General features: G+C 52.5%; 13 protein-coding genes and 2 tRNA genes. 5 read left to right on the top strand and 10 right to left on the bottom strand.

Annotation, left to right across the window (positions count from 1 at the left end; all coding sequences use genetic code 11):
- A partial coding sequence (locus tag OGX92_RS19315; RefSeq protein WP_000179203.1) for an IS1 family transposase occupies positions 1-206 on the bottom strand: 206 nt, incomplete at its 3' end.
- A 143-nt stretch (positions 207-349) separates the two neighbouring features.
- Here OGX92_RS19315 and OGX92_RS19310 point away from each other — a divergent pair.
- The 4 genes from OGX92_RS19310 to OGX92_RS19295 all read left to right on the top strand — a co-directional run bounded on the left by OGX92_RS19310 (position 350) and on the right by OGX92_RS19295 (position 2,098).
- The gene (locus OGX92_RS19310) at positions 350-832 is read left to right on the top strand and encodes a glutathione peroxidase (protein WP_003832718.1); all 483 of its coding nucleotides are present in this window, start codon (positions 350-352) and stop codon (positions 830-832) included.
- 199 nt (positions 833-1,031) lie between these two features.
- Positions 1,032-1,108 (top strand) — tRNA-Val (locus OGX92_RS19305).
- 4 nt (positions 1,109-1,112) lie between these two features.
- Positions 1,113-1,189, top strand: a tRNA-Val gene (locus OGX92_RS19300).
- Between the two features lie 186 nt (positions 1,190-1,375).
- Positions 1,376-2,098 (top strand): substrate-binding domain-containing protein, encoded by a 723-nt coding sequence (locus tag OGX92_RS19295; RefSeq protein ID WP_267440493.1) that lies wholly within the window; start codon positions 1,376-1,378, stop codon positions 2,096-2,098.
- On the opposite strand, the gene OGX92_RS19290 is transcribed toward OGX92_RS19295, so the two are convergent.
- From OGX92_RS19290 to puuE, 6 genes are all read right to left on the bottom strand, one after another.
- Positions 2,085-2,837, bottom strand: a complete 753-nt coding sequence (locus OGX92_RS19290) for an ABC transporter ATP-binding protein (RefSeq protein WP_267440492.1) — start codon at positions 2,835-2,837, stop codon at positions 2,085-2,087. The genes OGX92_RS19295 and OGX92_RS19290 overlap by 14 nt on opposite strands.
- Positions 2,834-3,838 (bottom strand): FecCD family ABC transporter permease, encoded by a 1,005-nt coding sequence (locus OGX92_RS19285; RefSeq protein WP_200920465.1) that lies wholly within the window; start codon positions 3,836-3,838, stop codon positions 2,834-2,836. Before OGX92_RS19285 ends, OGX92_RS19290 begins: the two co-directional genes overlap by 4 nt.
- Positions 3,825-4,880: an ABC transporter substrate-binding protein gene (locus OGX92_RS19280; protein WP_148362033.1), complete on the bottom strand. Its 1,056-nt coding sequence runs from the start codon at positions 4,878-4,880 to the stop codon at positions 3,825-3,827. The genes OGX92_RS19285 and OGX92_RS19280 overlap by 14 nt, the downstream gene beginning before the upstream one ends.
- Before the next feature lie 157 nt (positions 4,881-5,037).
- Positions 5,038-6,048: an ABC transporter substrate-binding protein gene (locus tag OGX92_RS19275; RefSeq protein ID WP_003832713.1), complete on the bottom strand. Its 1,011-nt coding sequence runs from the start codon at positions 6,046-6,048 to the stop codon at positions 5,038-5,040.
- A 9-nt stretch (positions 6,049-6,057) separates the two neighbouring features.
- Positions 6,058-8,190, bottom strand: a complete 2,133-nt coding sequence (locus tag OGX92_RS19270) for a TonB-dependent receptor (protein WP_197385022.1) — start codon at positions 8,188-8,190, stop codon at positions 6,058-6,060.
- 213 nt (positions 8,191-8,403) lie between these two features.
- On the bottom strand, positions 8,404-9,666 hold the full coding sequence (puuE, locus tag OGX92_RS19265; protein WP_003832711.1) for a 4-aminobutyrate transaminase: 1,263 nt from the start codon (positions 9,664-9,666) through the stop codon (positions 8,404-8,406).
- Positions 9,667-9,772: 106 nt separating this feature from the next.
- On the opposite strand from puuE, the gene pdxR reads away from it, so the two are divergent.
- A complete protein-coding gene (gene pdxR / locus OGX92_RS19260; protein ID WP_003832710.1) occupies positions 9,773-11,248 on the top strand; it encodes a MocR-like pyridoxine biosynthesis transcription factor PdxR in 1,476 nt (491 codons plus the stop codon).
- A gap of 43 nt (positions 11,249-11,291) precedes the next feature.
- On the opposite strand, the gene OGX92_RS19255 is transcribed toward pdxR, so the two are convergent.
- The 3 genes from OGX92_RS19255 to OGX92_RS19245 form a co-directional block, all read right to left on the bottom strand.
- Positions 11,292-12,500 carry a c-type cytochrome gene (locus OGX92_RS19255; protein ID WP_197385025.1) on the bottom strand — a complete coding sequence of 403 codons (1,209 nt, stop codon included), beginning with the start codon at positions 12,498-12,500 and terminating at the stop codon, positions 11,292-11,294.
- 3 nt (positions 12,501-12,503) lie between these two features.
- Positions 12,504-14,396, bottom strand: coding sequence for an NAD(P)-binding protein (locus OGX92_RS19250; protein WP_063941525.1), 1,893 nt, complete (start codon positions 14,394-14,396; stop codon positions 12,504-12,506).
- 88 nt (positions 14,397-14,484) lie between these two features.
- Positions 14,485-14,958, bottom strand: coding sequence for an ester cyclase (locus OGX92_RS19245; RefSeq protein ID WP_003832704.1), 474 nt, complete (start codon positions 14,956-14,958; stop codon positions 14,485-14,487).
- Positions 14,959-14,963: the final 5 nt, after the last annotated feature.

The following is a 14,963-nucleotide window of genomic DNA, read 5'->3' as shown; positions in this document are numbered from 1 at the left end:
GTTGCCCGGCATCCAACGCCATTCATGGCCATATCAATGATTTTCTGGTGCGTACCGGGTTGAGAAGCGGTGTAAGTGAACTGCAGTTGCCATGTTTTACGGCAGTGAGAGCAGAGATAGCGCTGATGTCCGGCAGTGCTTTTGCCGTTACGCACCACCCCGTCAGTAGCTGAACAGGAGGGACAGCTGATAGAAACAGAAGCCACTGGAGCACCTCAAAAACACCATCATACACTAAATCAGTAAGTTGGCAGCATCACCGCAGTTGCGATCATAATAAATAGATACGCAGCGAAGCCTGTCACTCGCGGGCAACATGAGTAATGCTATCTTATTTGAGGATTCTGGCATGGCCCCCTTTCATCAACTGACTGCCACCAGTTTGCATGGCCAGCCCATCTGTATGGCCGACTACGCAGGCAAACTGGTTCTGGTGGTTAATACCGCCAGCCATTGTGGTTTCACTCCACAATATGCAGGCCTCGAAGCGCTCTACAAGAAGTACGCCGCGCAGGGTCTGGTGGTGCTTGGTTTTCCCTGCAACCAGTTCGGTAACCAGGAGCCCGGTGGAGCCGACGAAATCGCGCAAACCTGTCACATCAACTACGGTGTGAGCTTCCCGATGTTTGAGAAAGTGGAAGTCAACGGTGCTGCTACGCACCCGGTATTTCGTTACCTGAAAGACGAATTACCCGGCGTGCTGGGTGGGCGGATCAAGTGGAATTTTACTAAGTTCCTGATCGGGCGTGACGGCAAGCCGCTTAAGCGATTTGCACCCTTCACTACCCCAGAGAAAATAGAAACCACCATCCTTACAGTGCTTAAAGTCTGAGCGCCTCTGTAATTCAAACCGACCCTGGTATGATCCAGTTCGCTGTCTGAATAAAAAACACGCTGCAAAATCAACAAAATATAATCAACTTGCTTAATTACTCTGCAATCGCGTGAGATCGGGAAGAAAAATGCTATTTCCCTCTTGCCTCATTCGGTCTGTGCCGCTAATATTCGTCCCCGTTGTCACCTACAACGTTGCGTTCATAGCTCAGTTGGTTAGAGCACCACCTTGACATGGTGGGGGTCGTTGGTTCGAGTCCAATTGAACGCACCATCTTGCGTCCGTAGCTCAGTTGGTTAGAGCACCACCTTGACATGGTGGGGGTCGGTGGTTCGAGTCCACTCGGACGCACCAAATCATATCTCTTTGATTTGGTGCTATTTCACTTCAAAACTATCTTTTTATCTTCAGTTTGTATCCGTCAGTTTTGTCATTTCCCTTGATGATTCAATAGCACTGCGCTAAATCATTCTAAATTCCATGCTCAACGCGTATCATTCATCTTCTTCGTATAATGTCTTTCGTCAGAGCCAGGATACTATGCCCTCTTCCATCCTCCTGTTCGCCGCGGGCAGTTTACGCCCGGCATTTACCCCGCTGATAAACCAGTTCACGCACATGAGTGGAATAGACGTCAAGGTTGAATATGGTCCGGCCGGTTTATTGCGTGAGCGTATTGAAGCGGGAGAACCGTGTGCGCTCTTTGCCTCGGCCAACAGGGACCATCCGCAAAACCTGTTAGCACGTAATATAGCCGTCTCTACGCACACTTTTTGCTGGAACAAACTGAGCCTGGTCAGCAACCGAACCGGTGTCTGGCTGGATTTACTCCGCGACCCAACGCTGCGACCAGGTACATCAACGCCCGGCTGCGACCCTTCCGGAGACTATACCTGGGCATTTTTCGACAATATGGATGTACTGGAACCAGGGCTCGGGCAGCAGCTTCGGACGCGCGCAATCCCGCTGGTGGGTGGTCGTGATACGGTAAAAATCCCGCAAGGAGTACTGGCGAGCGCCTGGATCGTGCGCCAGGGACTGGCCGATCTGTTTATCGGTTACGCGCATTACGCACACGCGCTGCGCGCGATGCCTGACGTACATTACGTGGCTATTCCCGATGAGCACAATATTCGCTGCGAATACCAACTGGCGGTAATTGATGCATCCAATGAAGTCATGGCGCTGGTTGATTTCATACTCTCCCGCGGCGGGCAGGAATTTCTTAGCGCCGCAGGATTCTTAACGCTTAACGACGAATAGAAAACAACGGTGCGATAAACGGCGTCTGGTAGTTCTCCACGCTGAGTTTTCTCAGCGTTAAGCCATAGGCCAGGAATAAATTCTCCTCCGTCACAATGCTGTTCGTGGGCCCTGCCCGCCATTTTCCTTCAGGGAGTAGCAGCAAAGTATGGGAAGCAACCTGTAACGCATGAAGCGGATCGTGAGTCGAAAAGAGAATACTGCACCCCTGTTGATGGGCCAGATCGCTGATGAGCTGCAGCACCACCTGCTGATTGGCGAGATCCAGCGCGGAACACGGTTCATCCAGTAACAGCGTTTGACACTCCGTCACCAGAGCCCGGGCAATCATCACCAACTGTTGCTGCCCGCCAGAAAGTGAGCCAAATGAGCTGGAGGCGAGATGCGTGATATTCAACTGCTCTAACGCCTGCATTGCTCTTTTTTGATCCTGCGGACTGGGTTGCGCAAAAAGCTTCACGTGCTGTGCTCGCCCCATCAACACCACGTCGCTGACCGTGTACGGAAACGGCAGATGGCTATGCTGTGCCACAATCCCTATCCCACCGTTATTTTCAATACTCCCGCCTATAGAAGGCAGCGTGCCGGTTAACGTATCGAGCAGTGTGCTTTTACCCAGGCCGTTGCGTCCCAGCACGGCCCAGATCTCACCTTTCTGGCAACAGAACGTTAGCGGCTCAAATAACGGCGCGCGATACCCATAAGTAAGCTGATGTACACGCAGTGCGGCAGGTATCATGATTTCTCCCGACGGCTGGTACGAATGAGTAAGAAAGCAAACAACGGCGCACCGAACAATGCGGTAATGATCCCCAACGGTATCTCCGCGTGCATCAGGGTACGGGCAATATCATCCACCACAATCATAAAACCGCCCCCCAACCAGAAGGCGCACGGTAGTAAACGACGATGATCAACCCCCACCAGCAAACGCGCCAGATGAGGAATCACTAATCCAACCCAGGCAATACTGCCGCTGACCGCCACCTGAGCAGCGACTAAAAATGCGCAACATACCAAAACGCTGCGTCGCAGAGGAACCACCGCCACACCCAGTGCTCTGGCATCTTTGTCATTAAGCGACAACAGGTTTATCCGCCAGCGTAGCTGGTACAAAACCGTCGCGGCGATACCGACCGGAACCGCCAACAGCAGCACTTTATGCCAGTTGGCCGTCGCAAAGCTGCCAAGCAACCAGAACACAATATTAGGTAACGTCTCTTCGGTATCAGCCTGATACTGGATCAGGCTCACCAGCGCGGCAAAAAATCCGCTCAAAATGATACCCGACAGGATCAATACCAGCGTATTCTCCAGCCCCTGTAACGCAGCAATGGCATACACCAGGATCAACGCTGTCAGACCAAAGAAAAACGTTGATCCCATCATCAGCCAGGGCGAAAGACCGAGCAGGATGGCCAGTGTTCCACCAAAGGCCGCCCCCGACGTCACGCCAATAATATGCGGGTCGACCAGAGGGTTATGAAATACCCCTTGCAGCGTCGCGCCGCATAACCCAAGCGCGCCCCCCGCCAGCAGTGCCATCAGAATACGCGGTAGCCTGACTGTCCAGATAACCTGGCTGCCTATTCCCTCAGCGTCGCTATAGTGCGTCAGGTGATAAAACACTTCGCTTAACGACAGCGGATACTGTCCGAGGCATAGCGAACTGACGCCCAGCAACAGGACCACAACGATTAAGAGCGGTTGCTGGGGCAAAAGACGGTTACTTAGCTGCATCAGGCTGCCAGTTCACACGATAAAAACGTTGATAGTAGTCCTGGGCCTGCGCATCAACGTCCACGTTTTTATAGGCATCCGGATACAGTTTTTTGGCCATCCAAAGTTCACCGATCGCCAACGCTTCCGGCATCGGATAGCCCCAGGCTTTGGCATATTCAGGCATCAACCAGACGCGATGATTTTTCACCGCATCAATCCCCTGCCAGTTTGGATCGTTTTGGATCTGAGTTACCACCTGCGGATAGCGATCCTGGACAAAAATCACCTGCGGGTTCCACGCTAATACCTGCTCCAGCGCAACCTGATGGGCACCTTTCACACTGGCAGCCGCCACGTTTAATCCCCCCGCGTGCTGCATCATCAGTCCCGTGTACTTCCCGGAGCCGTAGGTCATCAGGTCGGGGTTAGCCATATAAATACGGACTTTTTGCGCATCCGGGATTGTTGCAACCGGCGCATTGAATTTTGCCCGCGCGGCAAAAACGTAGTCAATTAACGTTTCGGCCTGCGGTTTGCGCCCAACCACGTCAGCGATCAGGCGAATACCCTGCTTCAACCCTTCGTTGTAGACCTGCTCTTCATCGGCCATGGTCGGGTTCATTTTATTCTGTTGCCCGGTGGCATCCTTACGTAACGAGATAGCCACGACCGGAATACCGGCGTTCTGAATCTGCTGGATCATCTCCGCGGGCGCATAGTTGGCGACAAAAACCACCTGCGGATGAATCGCCAACAGGCTTTCGATGTTCACGCTGGTGAGATCGCCTGGCGTCGGCAATGTAGTAATCGTCGGCATAAAGCGCGCAAATTCAGGCCCGAGCTGCTTTTTCCAGCTCGACATCACACCAACAATGTCCTGCTGGGCATTGAGCTGAACCAGAATATTCAACGTCTGGTGTTGCAGCACGACCACTTTGTCCACGTGGTCAGGAATCGTGACCTGTCGACCAAGCTGATCGGTGATCGTGCGGTCGGCCTGAGCAGAAAACGCAAACAACATGCTGGCGCAAACCAGCACAAAAGAGCGGAAAGTTAACATGGGATACCATCTGAATAGAGGAGTAAAAACGATATGCATTAAATTATATAACGAGAGGCCTGGCAAACCATTTTCATCATGAGCGCACCAAACCCCACATTTCAGAGGGGAAAAAATGGCGTGCAATCCTTATCACGCCTGTATTTATACGTGAGCGCTACTCCTGTGGGGGTAACGCGTTTAAAACTCGCATCGCCTGCTCCTGAGTGAGCGAATAATCGAAGAACTGGCGATAAAAATCTCGCGTTACGCTGACCATATCCAGGCCGCTAAACAGCGCAGGATGCAGTTTTGATGCGGCCCACTGCAGCTGCAACGCGCTTTCAGTGCCGTAACGGTCCCAGGGGAACACGCCCGCCGGATTGCGCCAGACGTTACCCTGTTTCACTGCGTTAAGTTCTTTGAACAATGCCGCATATGGCGAACTGGCGATATCACCGCACCCCGCACCGAGAATAATGACCTGTGGTTGCCAGTAAAGCACCCTCTCGGGCGACACCTCTTTCATGTTGCCGTCAACTTCACCTGCCGCATTCCGTCCACCCGCCAGCGTAATCCAGGTATCGATCAACGTGTTCCTGCCGTCGACTTTAAGCGGATTTAGCGATTGAATATGAAGTACCCGAGGGCGCTGATTTTCCGTCAGCTCCGCAGTTTTAGCCTGCACATCCGCGAGCACACGGTTGAGATACTGATTGTAAGCCGTTGCCCGGACGCGAGCCTGCTCGGTACCCAGAACCTCTGCGGTCGTAGTGACCGATTTTTCCATCGAAGCATAGTCAGTAAATGCCATTTCAAGGACCGGAATACCCGCCTGACTGTAGCTTTGAGCATCCCCTTTTCCTTTTGCCACAAACACCACGTCGACGTGCCGGGCCAGCAAATCCTCACTATTAAATGATGTTCCCCGTATCTGTAAGGCTTGCCTCAGAGAAGGATTGATTTTAAACATCCATGGCTGGTTTTCCTCATGGTTGACCGTCGCAACAATGTTACGACCTGCGCCCAGCGTCATCAGCACCGAATGATGTGCAAACCAGCCATCCGCAATACGTTCAACATGCGTGGGAACGGTAACTGTGTGACCAGCATCATCCACAACCTGGCGTGTTGCCAGGGCAGGAAACGCCAGCCACACACAAAGCAGCCATGTGTGGCACGTTTTCATAAGCAACCTCTAAAAATCAACCTGAACAGAAAACTGAGCCTGGCGCGGTGCGCCAAGTTGAGCGCTGGCAGCCCCTGCGCCCGTGTAACCAGTCAATGCGCCCGGAACAATATTGGTCCAATAGTGACGGTCGGTGAGATTGGTGATATCAAACCGGAAAGTGGTTGGTGTGTTCCACAGTCTGGTGGCATAACGCGTACCGATGTCCACCGTGGTGTAACTCCCGACCCAGCTGTCGTTGGCATTATCGGTAGCCCGACGTCCGACGTAATGCACGTTCGTGTCGATATCCAGTCCCGGAACCCGTTCGATGGTATAGATTGCGAGGATATTCGAGGCGAAGCGCGGCAAACCAACAACTTGCTTACCATCCGCATTGCTGGCCGCGGTATTATGAAGCGTTGGATCAAGCCAGGCTCCCCCGCCTAACACGCGCAAATTACGGGTGATATGCCCATCAGCCATCAGTTCCAGCCCACGGTTTTTCTGCGTACCATCCTGAGCAAAATCGCCATTGTCGTTGGTATAGGCAAAGGGGCGTTTGGCTTCAAAAAGCGCAGCGGTAAGCAGCAGATCTTTTACTGGCGCATATTTTGCGCCCACCTCCAGTTGATGGCTACGGTAGGGATCTAACACCTGCCCGGCATTGCGCGCTCCGGCGGGCGCGGTATCGCCCTGCTGCAAACTGTCCGCCCAGGTGGTATACAGCGTGACGTTCTCCACCGGTTTATACATAAGGCTGGTAGAACCGCTCATGCCATTGTCCTGCTGACGGCTGCTTTCATGTCCAGCTTTGTTGTAGTTACTGACGGTAAAGAGGTTCTCACTGCCGGAAAGCAGCAAACTCCACTGCGGGGAAAAATGCAGCGTATCGCTGAGCAAAAATGCATGCTGAGTGGTGGTCGCTGAATGATAGCGATCGTTAAAATCTGGATACGGTGGTCGTGGATAGTCGGGATGTTGATCGAGAGAAGAATGCCCCAGAGTGAAAGTGCCGCCGTTTCTTGGATTATAGTTTTTCCACACAAATCCACGCATTCCGGTAGCAATATCCTGCGTCAGCCAGCCGGTATCAACGCTACCGGTCAGGTTCGCTAAATAACTGTTGATGGTAAAGCGACTGGCCGCCGAATTAGAGGTTGTGGTGGTGTAATCGCCCCGGTTATCCGTCAGGGTGTTGGTCACGGCAGTCGACTCGCGGTCTGCAACCTGGTGCAGCGCCCCCAGGTCCAGCATCCAGTTGCCGTCAAAATCATGCTTAATATGCATATCGACGGTAGTCGTTTCGTCATCATGACCCGCATAAGATTGACCATATTTACTGTCCGTAGGATCAAATGCCGCGGGAAAGTGAACGCCTTTCGCCAGGGCAAAGCTACCCGGCATGCCTTTTTCGTAATAATGGTAATAGCTGAAATTACTCTCCAGCACCGTTTGATCTGTCAGTTGAAAGTCCAGCCCCATGCCAGCGTACTGTCGACGGACATGGCTATCGGTGGTGTAGCTATGGCCCTCATCGTTCAGCAAGTTGAGGCGATATTTCACCCGGTCTCCCGCATCGATTGGGCCGCTGAAATCCATCGATGCCAACGTTCCCGACCCTGTACCTTGCCCTACTGTGACGCGATGCAACGGTGTATCGACAGGTCGTTTAGACACCAAATTAAACATCCCTGCTGGATTAGCAGGGCCATACAGCGATCCAGCGATGCCGCTCAACACCTCAATGTTCTGGAACTGTTCGGTCGAATATTCCGTCGTGGAGACGGCGTTCAGGCCATCAATCATATGGTTTTGTACCACGCTCCCCTGCATGCCGCGGGTTTGTGGGCGGACGCCGTCACCCTGAACGGACGGTAGGTAGCGATAGGCGTCTTTCACATCTTTGATTTGTTGCTGATCCAGCACTTTTTTCGACAACGTCTGCACCGACCAGGGAACGTCTATCAACTCTCGCTCGCCGAGGCTACCTAACGTTGCTTTTTTTTCGCTCGCCGGAGGTTCATGTTCCGATAACGAGGATTGTGACGTGGCTGGCGCCGAAACGATGACGGTATCTTCAGCATGAGCCGTGACGGCAGTGGAAAAACAGGCAAAGGTTAACAACCCAGAGGCCACTGGGGTAAATTTGTTATTTAACATTCGTTAATTCAATTCGTTAGATAGAAAGACTGGAGGCCGCTAACGCAAGCGCCTTCTCTTGAAGAGTACAGTTATTATATTTGTATGATGAATAGGATAGACCCAATCGATATATATGTAAATATATAACGACGTATTGTTGATAAATCCACGACAACAAAAAAGCCGACGGTGATGACGACCGTCGGCTTTGAGTAAATGACAATTAACGAATTACTTGGTTGCTGCTTTGATAATATCGAGCGCTTTGGCGAACTGATCCTGCGGAATTGTCAGCGGGTAAAGGAAACGAATAACGTTGCCATACTGACCGCAGGTCAACAGCAGTAATCCTTGCTCAAGGGCTTTCTTCTGCACGCGTTGCGCGGCTGCGGCGTTGGGTTCTCCTGTCGCTGCATCACAGAATTCAGCGGCGATCATAGAGCCTAAGCCACGAACTTCGGCCAGTTCAGGACACCCTGCTTGTGCGTCTGTCAGAGCAGCGCGTAGCTGTTCACCGAGAGCCGCCGCACGCTGGCATAGCTGCTCATCACGAATGATATCCAGCACCGCATGGGCCGCTGCGATCGACAGCGGGTTTCCAGCGTAGGTTCCCCCCAGACCACCCGGCGCAGGCGCATCCATAATTTCGGCTTTGCCCACGACGCCTGACAGCGGCATGCCGCCCGCAAGGCTTTTCGCCATGGTCATCAGGTCCGCTTTATCGGCGTAATGATCCATCGCAAACAGCTGACCCGTACGGGCAAACCCGCTTTGTACTTCATCAGCTATCATCACGATGCCATGCTCGTCGCAAATACGGCGGATGGCAGCCACAAACTCTGGCGGTGCCACCACGAAGCCCCCTTCTCCCTGGACGGGTTCGAAGATAATCGCCGCAACCTGGGTTGGATCGATATCGGCTTTAAACAGGCGCTCAATCGCTTTTAGGGAATCCGCCGTGGAAATGCCCTGCAATTCAGAAGGATACGGCGCATGGTAAACAGAGCCTGGGAACGGGCCGAACCCTTTTTTATAGGGTGCCACCTTGCCGGTTAACGCCATCGTCATGTAAGTTCGCCCATGAAAACCACCGCCAAATGCGATAACGCCAGGACGGCCGGTATGCGCGCGCGCAATTTTCACCGCGTTTTCTACCGCTTCAGCCCCGGTAGTGAAGAATGTGGTTTTACGCTTGCCGTCGATTGGCGCAACGGCGTTGATTTTCTCAGCCAAAGACACATAGCTTTCGTACGGGACAATCTGATAAGCCGTATGGGTAAAAGCCTGAAGTTGCGCTTCGACTGCCTGCACCAGGCGAGGATGGCGGTGTCCGGTGTTCAGCACGGCGATCCCGGCGGCAAAATCGATGTACTGATTGCCTTCGATATCGGTAATTGTGCTGTTTTCTGCCGACTGGGCATAAAAATCACACATCACACCCACGCCACGCGGGGTGGCATCCAGACGACGTTGTTGCAGGTTTTTATTGTTCATTCTCTACACCTTGTCCATTAATACATTTCGGTTGAATTACCCTTTAAATTTAGACGCCGTCTGGTACTTTAATCGAGAGCCAAATCGTTTTATTTTAAGGATCCAAATGCGTTCACTTGCCGGAGATGTGATCAAGCATGCATTTAATCAGCAGACTGACGAAAAACTACATCGCCGCCTGTATGCCGCCATTTGTAGTTGCATCCTCGAAGGTAGCCTGAAACCGGCTACCCGAATGCCTCCGTCGCGTGACCTGGCAGGAGAGCTGACGCTATCGCGCAATACCGTCCTGCGGGTGTACGAACAGTTGCAAGCTGAAGGGTATATTTCCGCGCGTACCAGCAGCGGCACATTTGTGACCGACAGCGTGCTGGACAATCTCGACCTGCGTCCTGACAAAGAGCCTGTTACTGCCGCTCAGGAAGATCACACCCGTTTATCCGCCCGCTGCCTTGAGCTGTTAGGTAATGCCAGCGCCAGTCCCCGTCAGTGGGGGGCATTTATTCCAGGCGTACCTGATGTAGAGCATTTCCCGCACCGGGTGCTCAAGAAAATTCAGGACAGGCTGGCAAGACGACTGCGCCCGGAGTTTCTCACTTACGATGCAGCAGGCGGCATGAATGAGTTGAAAGAAGCTCTGGCAGACTATCTGCGCACCGCTCGCGGCGTACGGTGCTCACCGGAGCAAATTCTGATTACTGAAGGTATTCACCAGGCCTTGGATCTGGTGACCCGGACTTTATGCAACCCCGGCGATCACGCCTGGATTGAGGAGCCGGGTTACTGGGGAATCAAAAATATTCTTCGCATCAATGCCGTTAATTTTTCTGCTATTCCGGTTGATGAACAAGGCATGGTCCCGCCGGATGCAGGTGAAACACCGCCAAAACTTATTTTTGTGACACCGTCACATCAATACCCACTCGGTTCGGTAATGAGTCTGAGCCGCCGCCGGCAACTTCTCTTTCGCGCACGTGAAACGCGAAGTTGGATAGTGGAAGATGATTACGACAGTGAGTTCCGCTTTTCCGGTCAGCCGATTCCCTCTTTGCAGGGGCTGGAAGAAGAGACACCGGTCATTTACATCGGGACATTCAGTAAGACCCTCTATCCCGCACTGCGACTCGGGTATGTCGTGCTACCTAAATCGCTAGCCGCTCCGCTGAAAAAGGTTCATAACGACCTTTATCGTGGTGGACATCTGTTGATTCAGGCCGCACTGGCGGAGTTTATTCGCGAGGGTTATTACGCGGCACACATTCGGAAAATGCGTCAGCTATACAGTCGTCGTCGCCAGATGCTGGTAGAGCTTATCAGCCGCCAACTTGGTGAACATTTTCTTGGTTCTTTCAGCAGCAACGCCGGGCTGCATATGATCTTACAGTTACCCGCCGGGAGTGATGACGCGGTCATTGCCCAACAGGCGAATGCGCAAGGGTTGCTGGTGCGCCCACTGTCACGCTACTACGTGAATGAAGAGAAACGCAGCGGCCTGTTGCTGGGGTTTGCCAGCATTGAAGAGCATGAAATGACGGCGGCGTTTACCCGACTCGCGGATATTATCAGAGTAAACACCGTGTAAGCACTGCCGGATGGCGGTGCAAGCACCTTACCCGGCATACGATTTAATGTGACGCTTTTTTAACGCCAGCCAGGTCTTCCTGGCTTACTTCGCTATTCCCTTCACCCCAGCTCTTACGCACGTAGTTGATCACGTCGCGCATTTCGTTGTCGCTTAACAAGCCACCGTAGGCAGGCATCTTAAAGGAGACGCTGCCACGCGTTGTCGGTGTTTCTGCGCCGTGGGCAATCACTCTGAACAGCGGTGTCGGGTCATCAACCATCACCAGTGGATTGTTCACTAAAGAAGGCGCATTATCATCCGTACCTTTCCCTTCCAGACCGTGACAAGTTGAACAGTAGCGGTTATAGGTCACTTTGCCCGCCTCAGGTGAATTCGACCAGGATGCTGTAGTCGCCGCAGCACGTACCGTTTCAGGCTTCGCACTTTTCAGGCTCAACAGATATTGGGCGATCGCCGTGGCATCTTCGTCGGTCAGATACTGTGTACTCTGCGTGACGACTTCAGCCATCGAACCTGAAACCGCGGCATGCTTGCTTTTACCGGTCAGCAACAGCGATTTTAACTCCTGCTCAGACATACCGGTGCCGCGCAGCGACGGTGCATACCAGCCGTCAATCATCGCGCCGCTCAGGTATTCGGCATCAGCATTAGTATACGCTTTTTCGTTCATCGCCATGCCTCTCGGGGTATGGCATGAACCGCAGTGTCCGGGGCCTTCCACCAGATAAGCGCCTCGTTTTACCAGGGCAGCATTATCATCCGTTTTCGCGCCCTCTACAGCCATCACTGGCGCATCGGTAAATAGCCAGTTCCAGATATGCAGCGGCCAGCGGGCGGAGAGTAGCCACGGAATGGCATTCTCTTTATTGGGCTGTGCTGACGGCGTGACGTCATGCATAAAATAGCTATACAGCGCCTTAACATCCTCGTCAGAAAGTTTTGCATACGAGGGATAAGGCATCGCCGGATAGAGCGGATGACCATCTTTGGCAATCCCCTGCCGTACGGCCTTCTCAAAATCCTCGTAAGAATAGTTACCAATACCCTGCGTCTTGTCCGGGGTAATGTTGGTCGAATAAATATCCCCTACCGGAGTAGGAAACTTTTTGCCCCCCGCCATCGCTGCACCACCTTCAGCGGTATGACAGGCGACACAGTCTGAAATTCGCGCGATGTATTCACCGTTAGATTCAGCAGCGCTTACCGAAGCGGTAAATAAACAGGCGGCGAGAATGGTTACGTTACGCATAGATCACCCCATATCCTTGAGTTCATTAACCGCACGCCATGCCTGATCGATTGCCGTGTGGGCATAAGCACTCCAGTCAGAATCGGAGTTAGCGATGGCAATGCGACCGACTGGCTGACGCGCCCGCTCGATAATTTCTGGCATCTTATCCATATCATCGAACAGCGAGTTGGCGTAGTACGCATAGCCATGCGCCCAGCGGTTAACCGTAATGGCGGAAATATCGCGTTGATTATCAAAGCCTGTTGAGCCAAACATCTCCTGCAACTGGGAGCGAATCATCTCCTCATGCGCCGCAAAGGTGGTCCCCAGCAAATAGGCTCGTCCCAGACGGAACTGCTCTCTGGCCGACAGGTTACTGCCCGGATAGGTCGGCACATAGACCATATGAATGACCATCGGGTCGTCCGGGGAGGCCGGATGTTGATACCCACCAATACTGACCGGATAGTCGAGCTTGACCCTGCTATAAGGTGCCGCCGGAGAATAAAACTCATGCACGCCAAGCTGTTTGAACGCCTGCCAGTTTTTGACCACCACGTTGGTGTACACCAGCGGTGCCTTCACGTTCAGTTTAAGATCCGCCTGCTGCTGTTCCGGCATCTCAGGCACCAGATACGGGATCATCATGTTATAGCCTGCCATGATGGTGTTCTTACCGCGCACACGGTGCATTTTACCGTCACGCAGATAGGTCACCGCCACGCCATCCTGCACGTTGGCCGCATTAATCACCGTGCTGTTCAGGCGCAGGCGCGTAGTGTTTTCCGGCAGATCCAGCTTTTCGTAATGTAGTCTGGCGAGGACAGAGTCTTCCATCGTGTTGCCCGGTAGCGCATCCGGCAGCATATATCTGACTAACAGGCGGGCTAACCCGGCGTTACCGTCCGGGAAGTGGTAAACATACGGCTCTTCGAGGTCAGCCAGCGACTCTCCGTCCAGCGGCGGTAACCCCATCCCTTCCATGCCGGGTAAGGCGCACGCCCTGGCATCACTACAAGAAATACCTTCAATACCAATAGCAAAGAAGTCGTTGGAACGCTGCTGGAAATAGAGCAACGCCATTTTGCTCAAACCGACTTTTGTTGCCAAAAATTCACTGTAGCTGTGGGTATCCAGCCATTCCATTTTCTCATCGACCGTCATTCCCGGCAGGTAATCACCGGGCCGGACGTGCAGGTCGATCAGCGCTTTTCTGTCATTCTCACTTAGCGGAAAATCATTGATAAAGTCTTCAATTTTACGCCCATTGAGCCTGTCCGGCGGAATATCATCAGATACCGCGCGGCCCGGATCGCCGCTGACGATTTTTGTTTCGCCAAAATTCTTCTTATCGAAGAAAACGCCGCGACTGAGCTGCCAGTCGGGGTAGAAGTTTACGTCAAAACTCTCTTTCAACCGCGTGACGCTGACGCCCACGGTTTCCATCAACTTTTGTACTTCAGGGCTGAAATTATGCGCAGGGGACTGGAATGCTTCGCTGCCACCATAACCGAGTAATTTCTTACCCGAGCTGGTAAATTCATTGCGTTTGGCGTGTCCACCAAAGTCGTCATGGTTATCGAGGATCAGGATCCGGCTATTTTGCCCGGCAACTTGACGCCAAAAACAACCGGCAGCTAACCCGCTAATACCGCCACCCACAATCACCAGATCGTACTCTTCCTCAACGGGCAGAGCGTTTAAATCAAAATGTTTATGCTCGCGACCTAGCGCATGCGCCATTTCAAACGATCCAGGATGATTGCCCCGCAGCCCCGTCAGCGCAGGAGGATAATAATTTCCATCTATAAATGCGTTTCCCTTTCCTGCCGCCCTGACCCACTCCAGCGGGGTAAGTCCCGCCGCAATAGTCACCGCGACGCCGTTGAGAAAATCACGTCTGGTAATTGCCATTAACTTTTTTCCTTATTGCTACACACTGCCTTTAATACGACACAAATAAGAGAGATACCCCTTCTTATTTATAAAGGGGTACAACCGACTACTTCACTGGCTTTAACTCTTCATCCAGTTTTTTAGAATCATAATAATCACCCTGCCAGGTGATTTTTCCTGCTTTAACATGAATATAGCTGACGCCTTCAAATTTGATCGGATTATTTGTCGGCGGACTCCCTGCCCATTCACCACTATTTTTACCTGAAAATTCCCAACGAAAGGCCACGGTGTCTTCGTCGTAGACGGGCTTGCCGACCATTTTCCAGCTAAGATCTGGAACCGCCTTAATAAAAGCGCCGATAACCTCTTTTTCTGCTTTTTCCCTGCCGTTTATCGGTTCTCCCGCGGCGGCATCATAATAGACCGCATCATCAGCAAGAAATTGAGCGGCTCGCGAAGCATCATGCGCATTCCACGCCGCCATATACTCTTTTACGGTATTCAGCGATGTACTTTCTGCCAGGCTATAGCCCGAGAACATCACTAATGAAAGCACCGCGAGTTTTAATGTTTTCATCGTAA

This window comes from Citrobacter sp. Cpo089, assembly GCF_030332695.1.
Classification (GTDB): Bacteria; Pseudomonadota; Gammaproteobacteria; order Enterobacterales; family Enterobacteriaceae; genus Citrobacter; species Citrobacter portucalensis.
The sequence above is the reverse complement of the archived record's forward strand: the minus strand, read 5'-3'. Positions and strand labels throughout refer to the sequence as shown.

Excerpts from the sequence above, each read along its gene's own strand:
- OGX92_RS19295 (WP_267440493.1), top strand. The coding sequence starts at position 1,376 with ATGCCCTCTTCCATCCTCCTGTTCGCCGCGGGCAGTTTACGCCCGGCA.
- OGX92_RS19310 (WP_003832718.1), top strand. The coding sequence starts at position 350 with ATGGCCCCCTTTCATCAACTGACTGCCACCAGTTTGCATGGCCAGCCC.
- OGX92_RS19250 (WP_063941525.1), bottom strand. The coding sequence starts at position 14,396 with ATGGCAATTACCAGACGTGATTTTCTCAACGGCGTCGCGGTGACTATT.
- puuE (WP_003832711.1), bottom strand. The coding sequence starts at position 9,666 with ATGAACAATAAAAACCTGCAACAACGTCGTCTGGATGCCACCCCGCGT.
- pdxR (WP_003832710.1), top strand. The coding sequence starts at position 9,773 with ATGCGTTCACTTGCCGGAGATGTGATCAAGCATGCATTTAATCAGCAG.
- OGX92_RS19290 (WP_267440492.1), bottom strand. The coding sequence starts at position 2,837 with ATGATACCTGCCGCACTGCGTGTACATCAGCTTACTTATGGGTATCGC.
- OGX92_RS19255 (WP_197385025.1), bottom strand. The coding sequence starts at position 12,500 with ATGCGTAACGTAACCATTCTCGCCGCCTGTTTATTTACCGCTTCGGTA.
- OGX92_RS19275 (WP_003832713.1), bottom strand. The coding sequence starts at position 6,048 with ATGAAAACGTGCCACACATGGCTGCTTTGTGTGTGGCTGGCGTTTCCT.
- OGX92_RS19285 (WP_200920465.1), bottom strand. The coding sequence starts at position 3,838 with ATGCAGCTAAGTAACCGTCTTTTGCCCCAGCAACCGCTCTTAATCGTT.
- OGX92_RS19245 (WP_003832704.1), bottom strand. The coding sequence starts at position 14,958 with ATGAAAACATTAAAACTCGCGGTGCTTTCATTAGTGATGTTCTCGGGC.
- OGX92_RS19280 (WP_148362033.1), bottom strand. The coding sequence starts at position 4,880 with ATGTTAACTTTCCGCTCTTTTGTGCTGGTTTGCGCCAGCATGTTGTTT.
- OGX92_RS19270 (WP_197385022.1), bottom strand. The coding sequence starts at position 8,190 with ATGTTAAATAACAAATTTACCCCAGTGGCCTCTGGGTTGTTAACCTTT.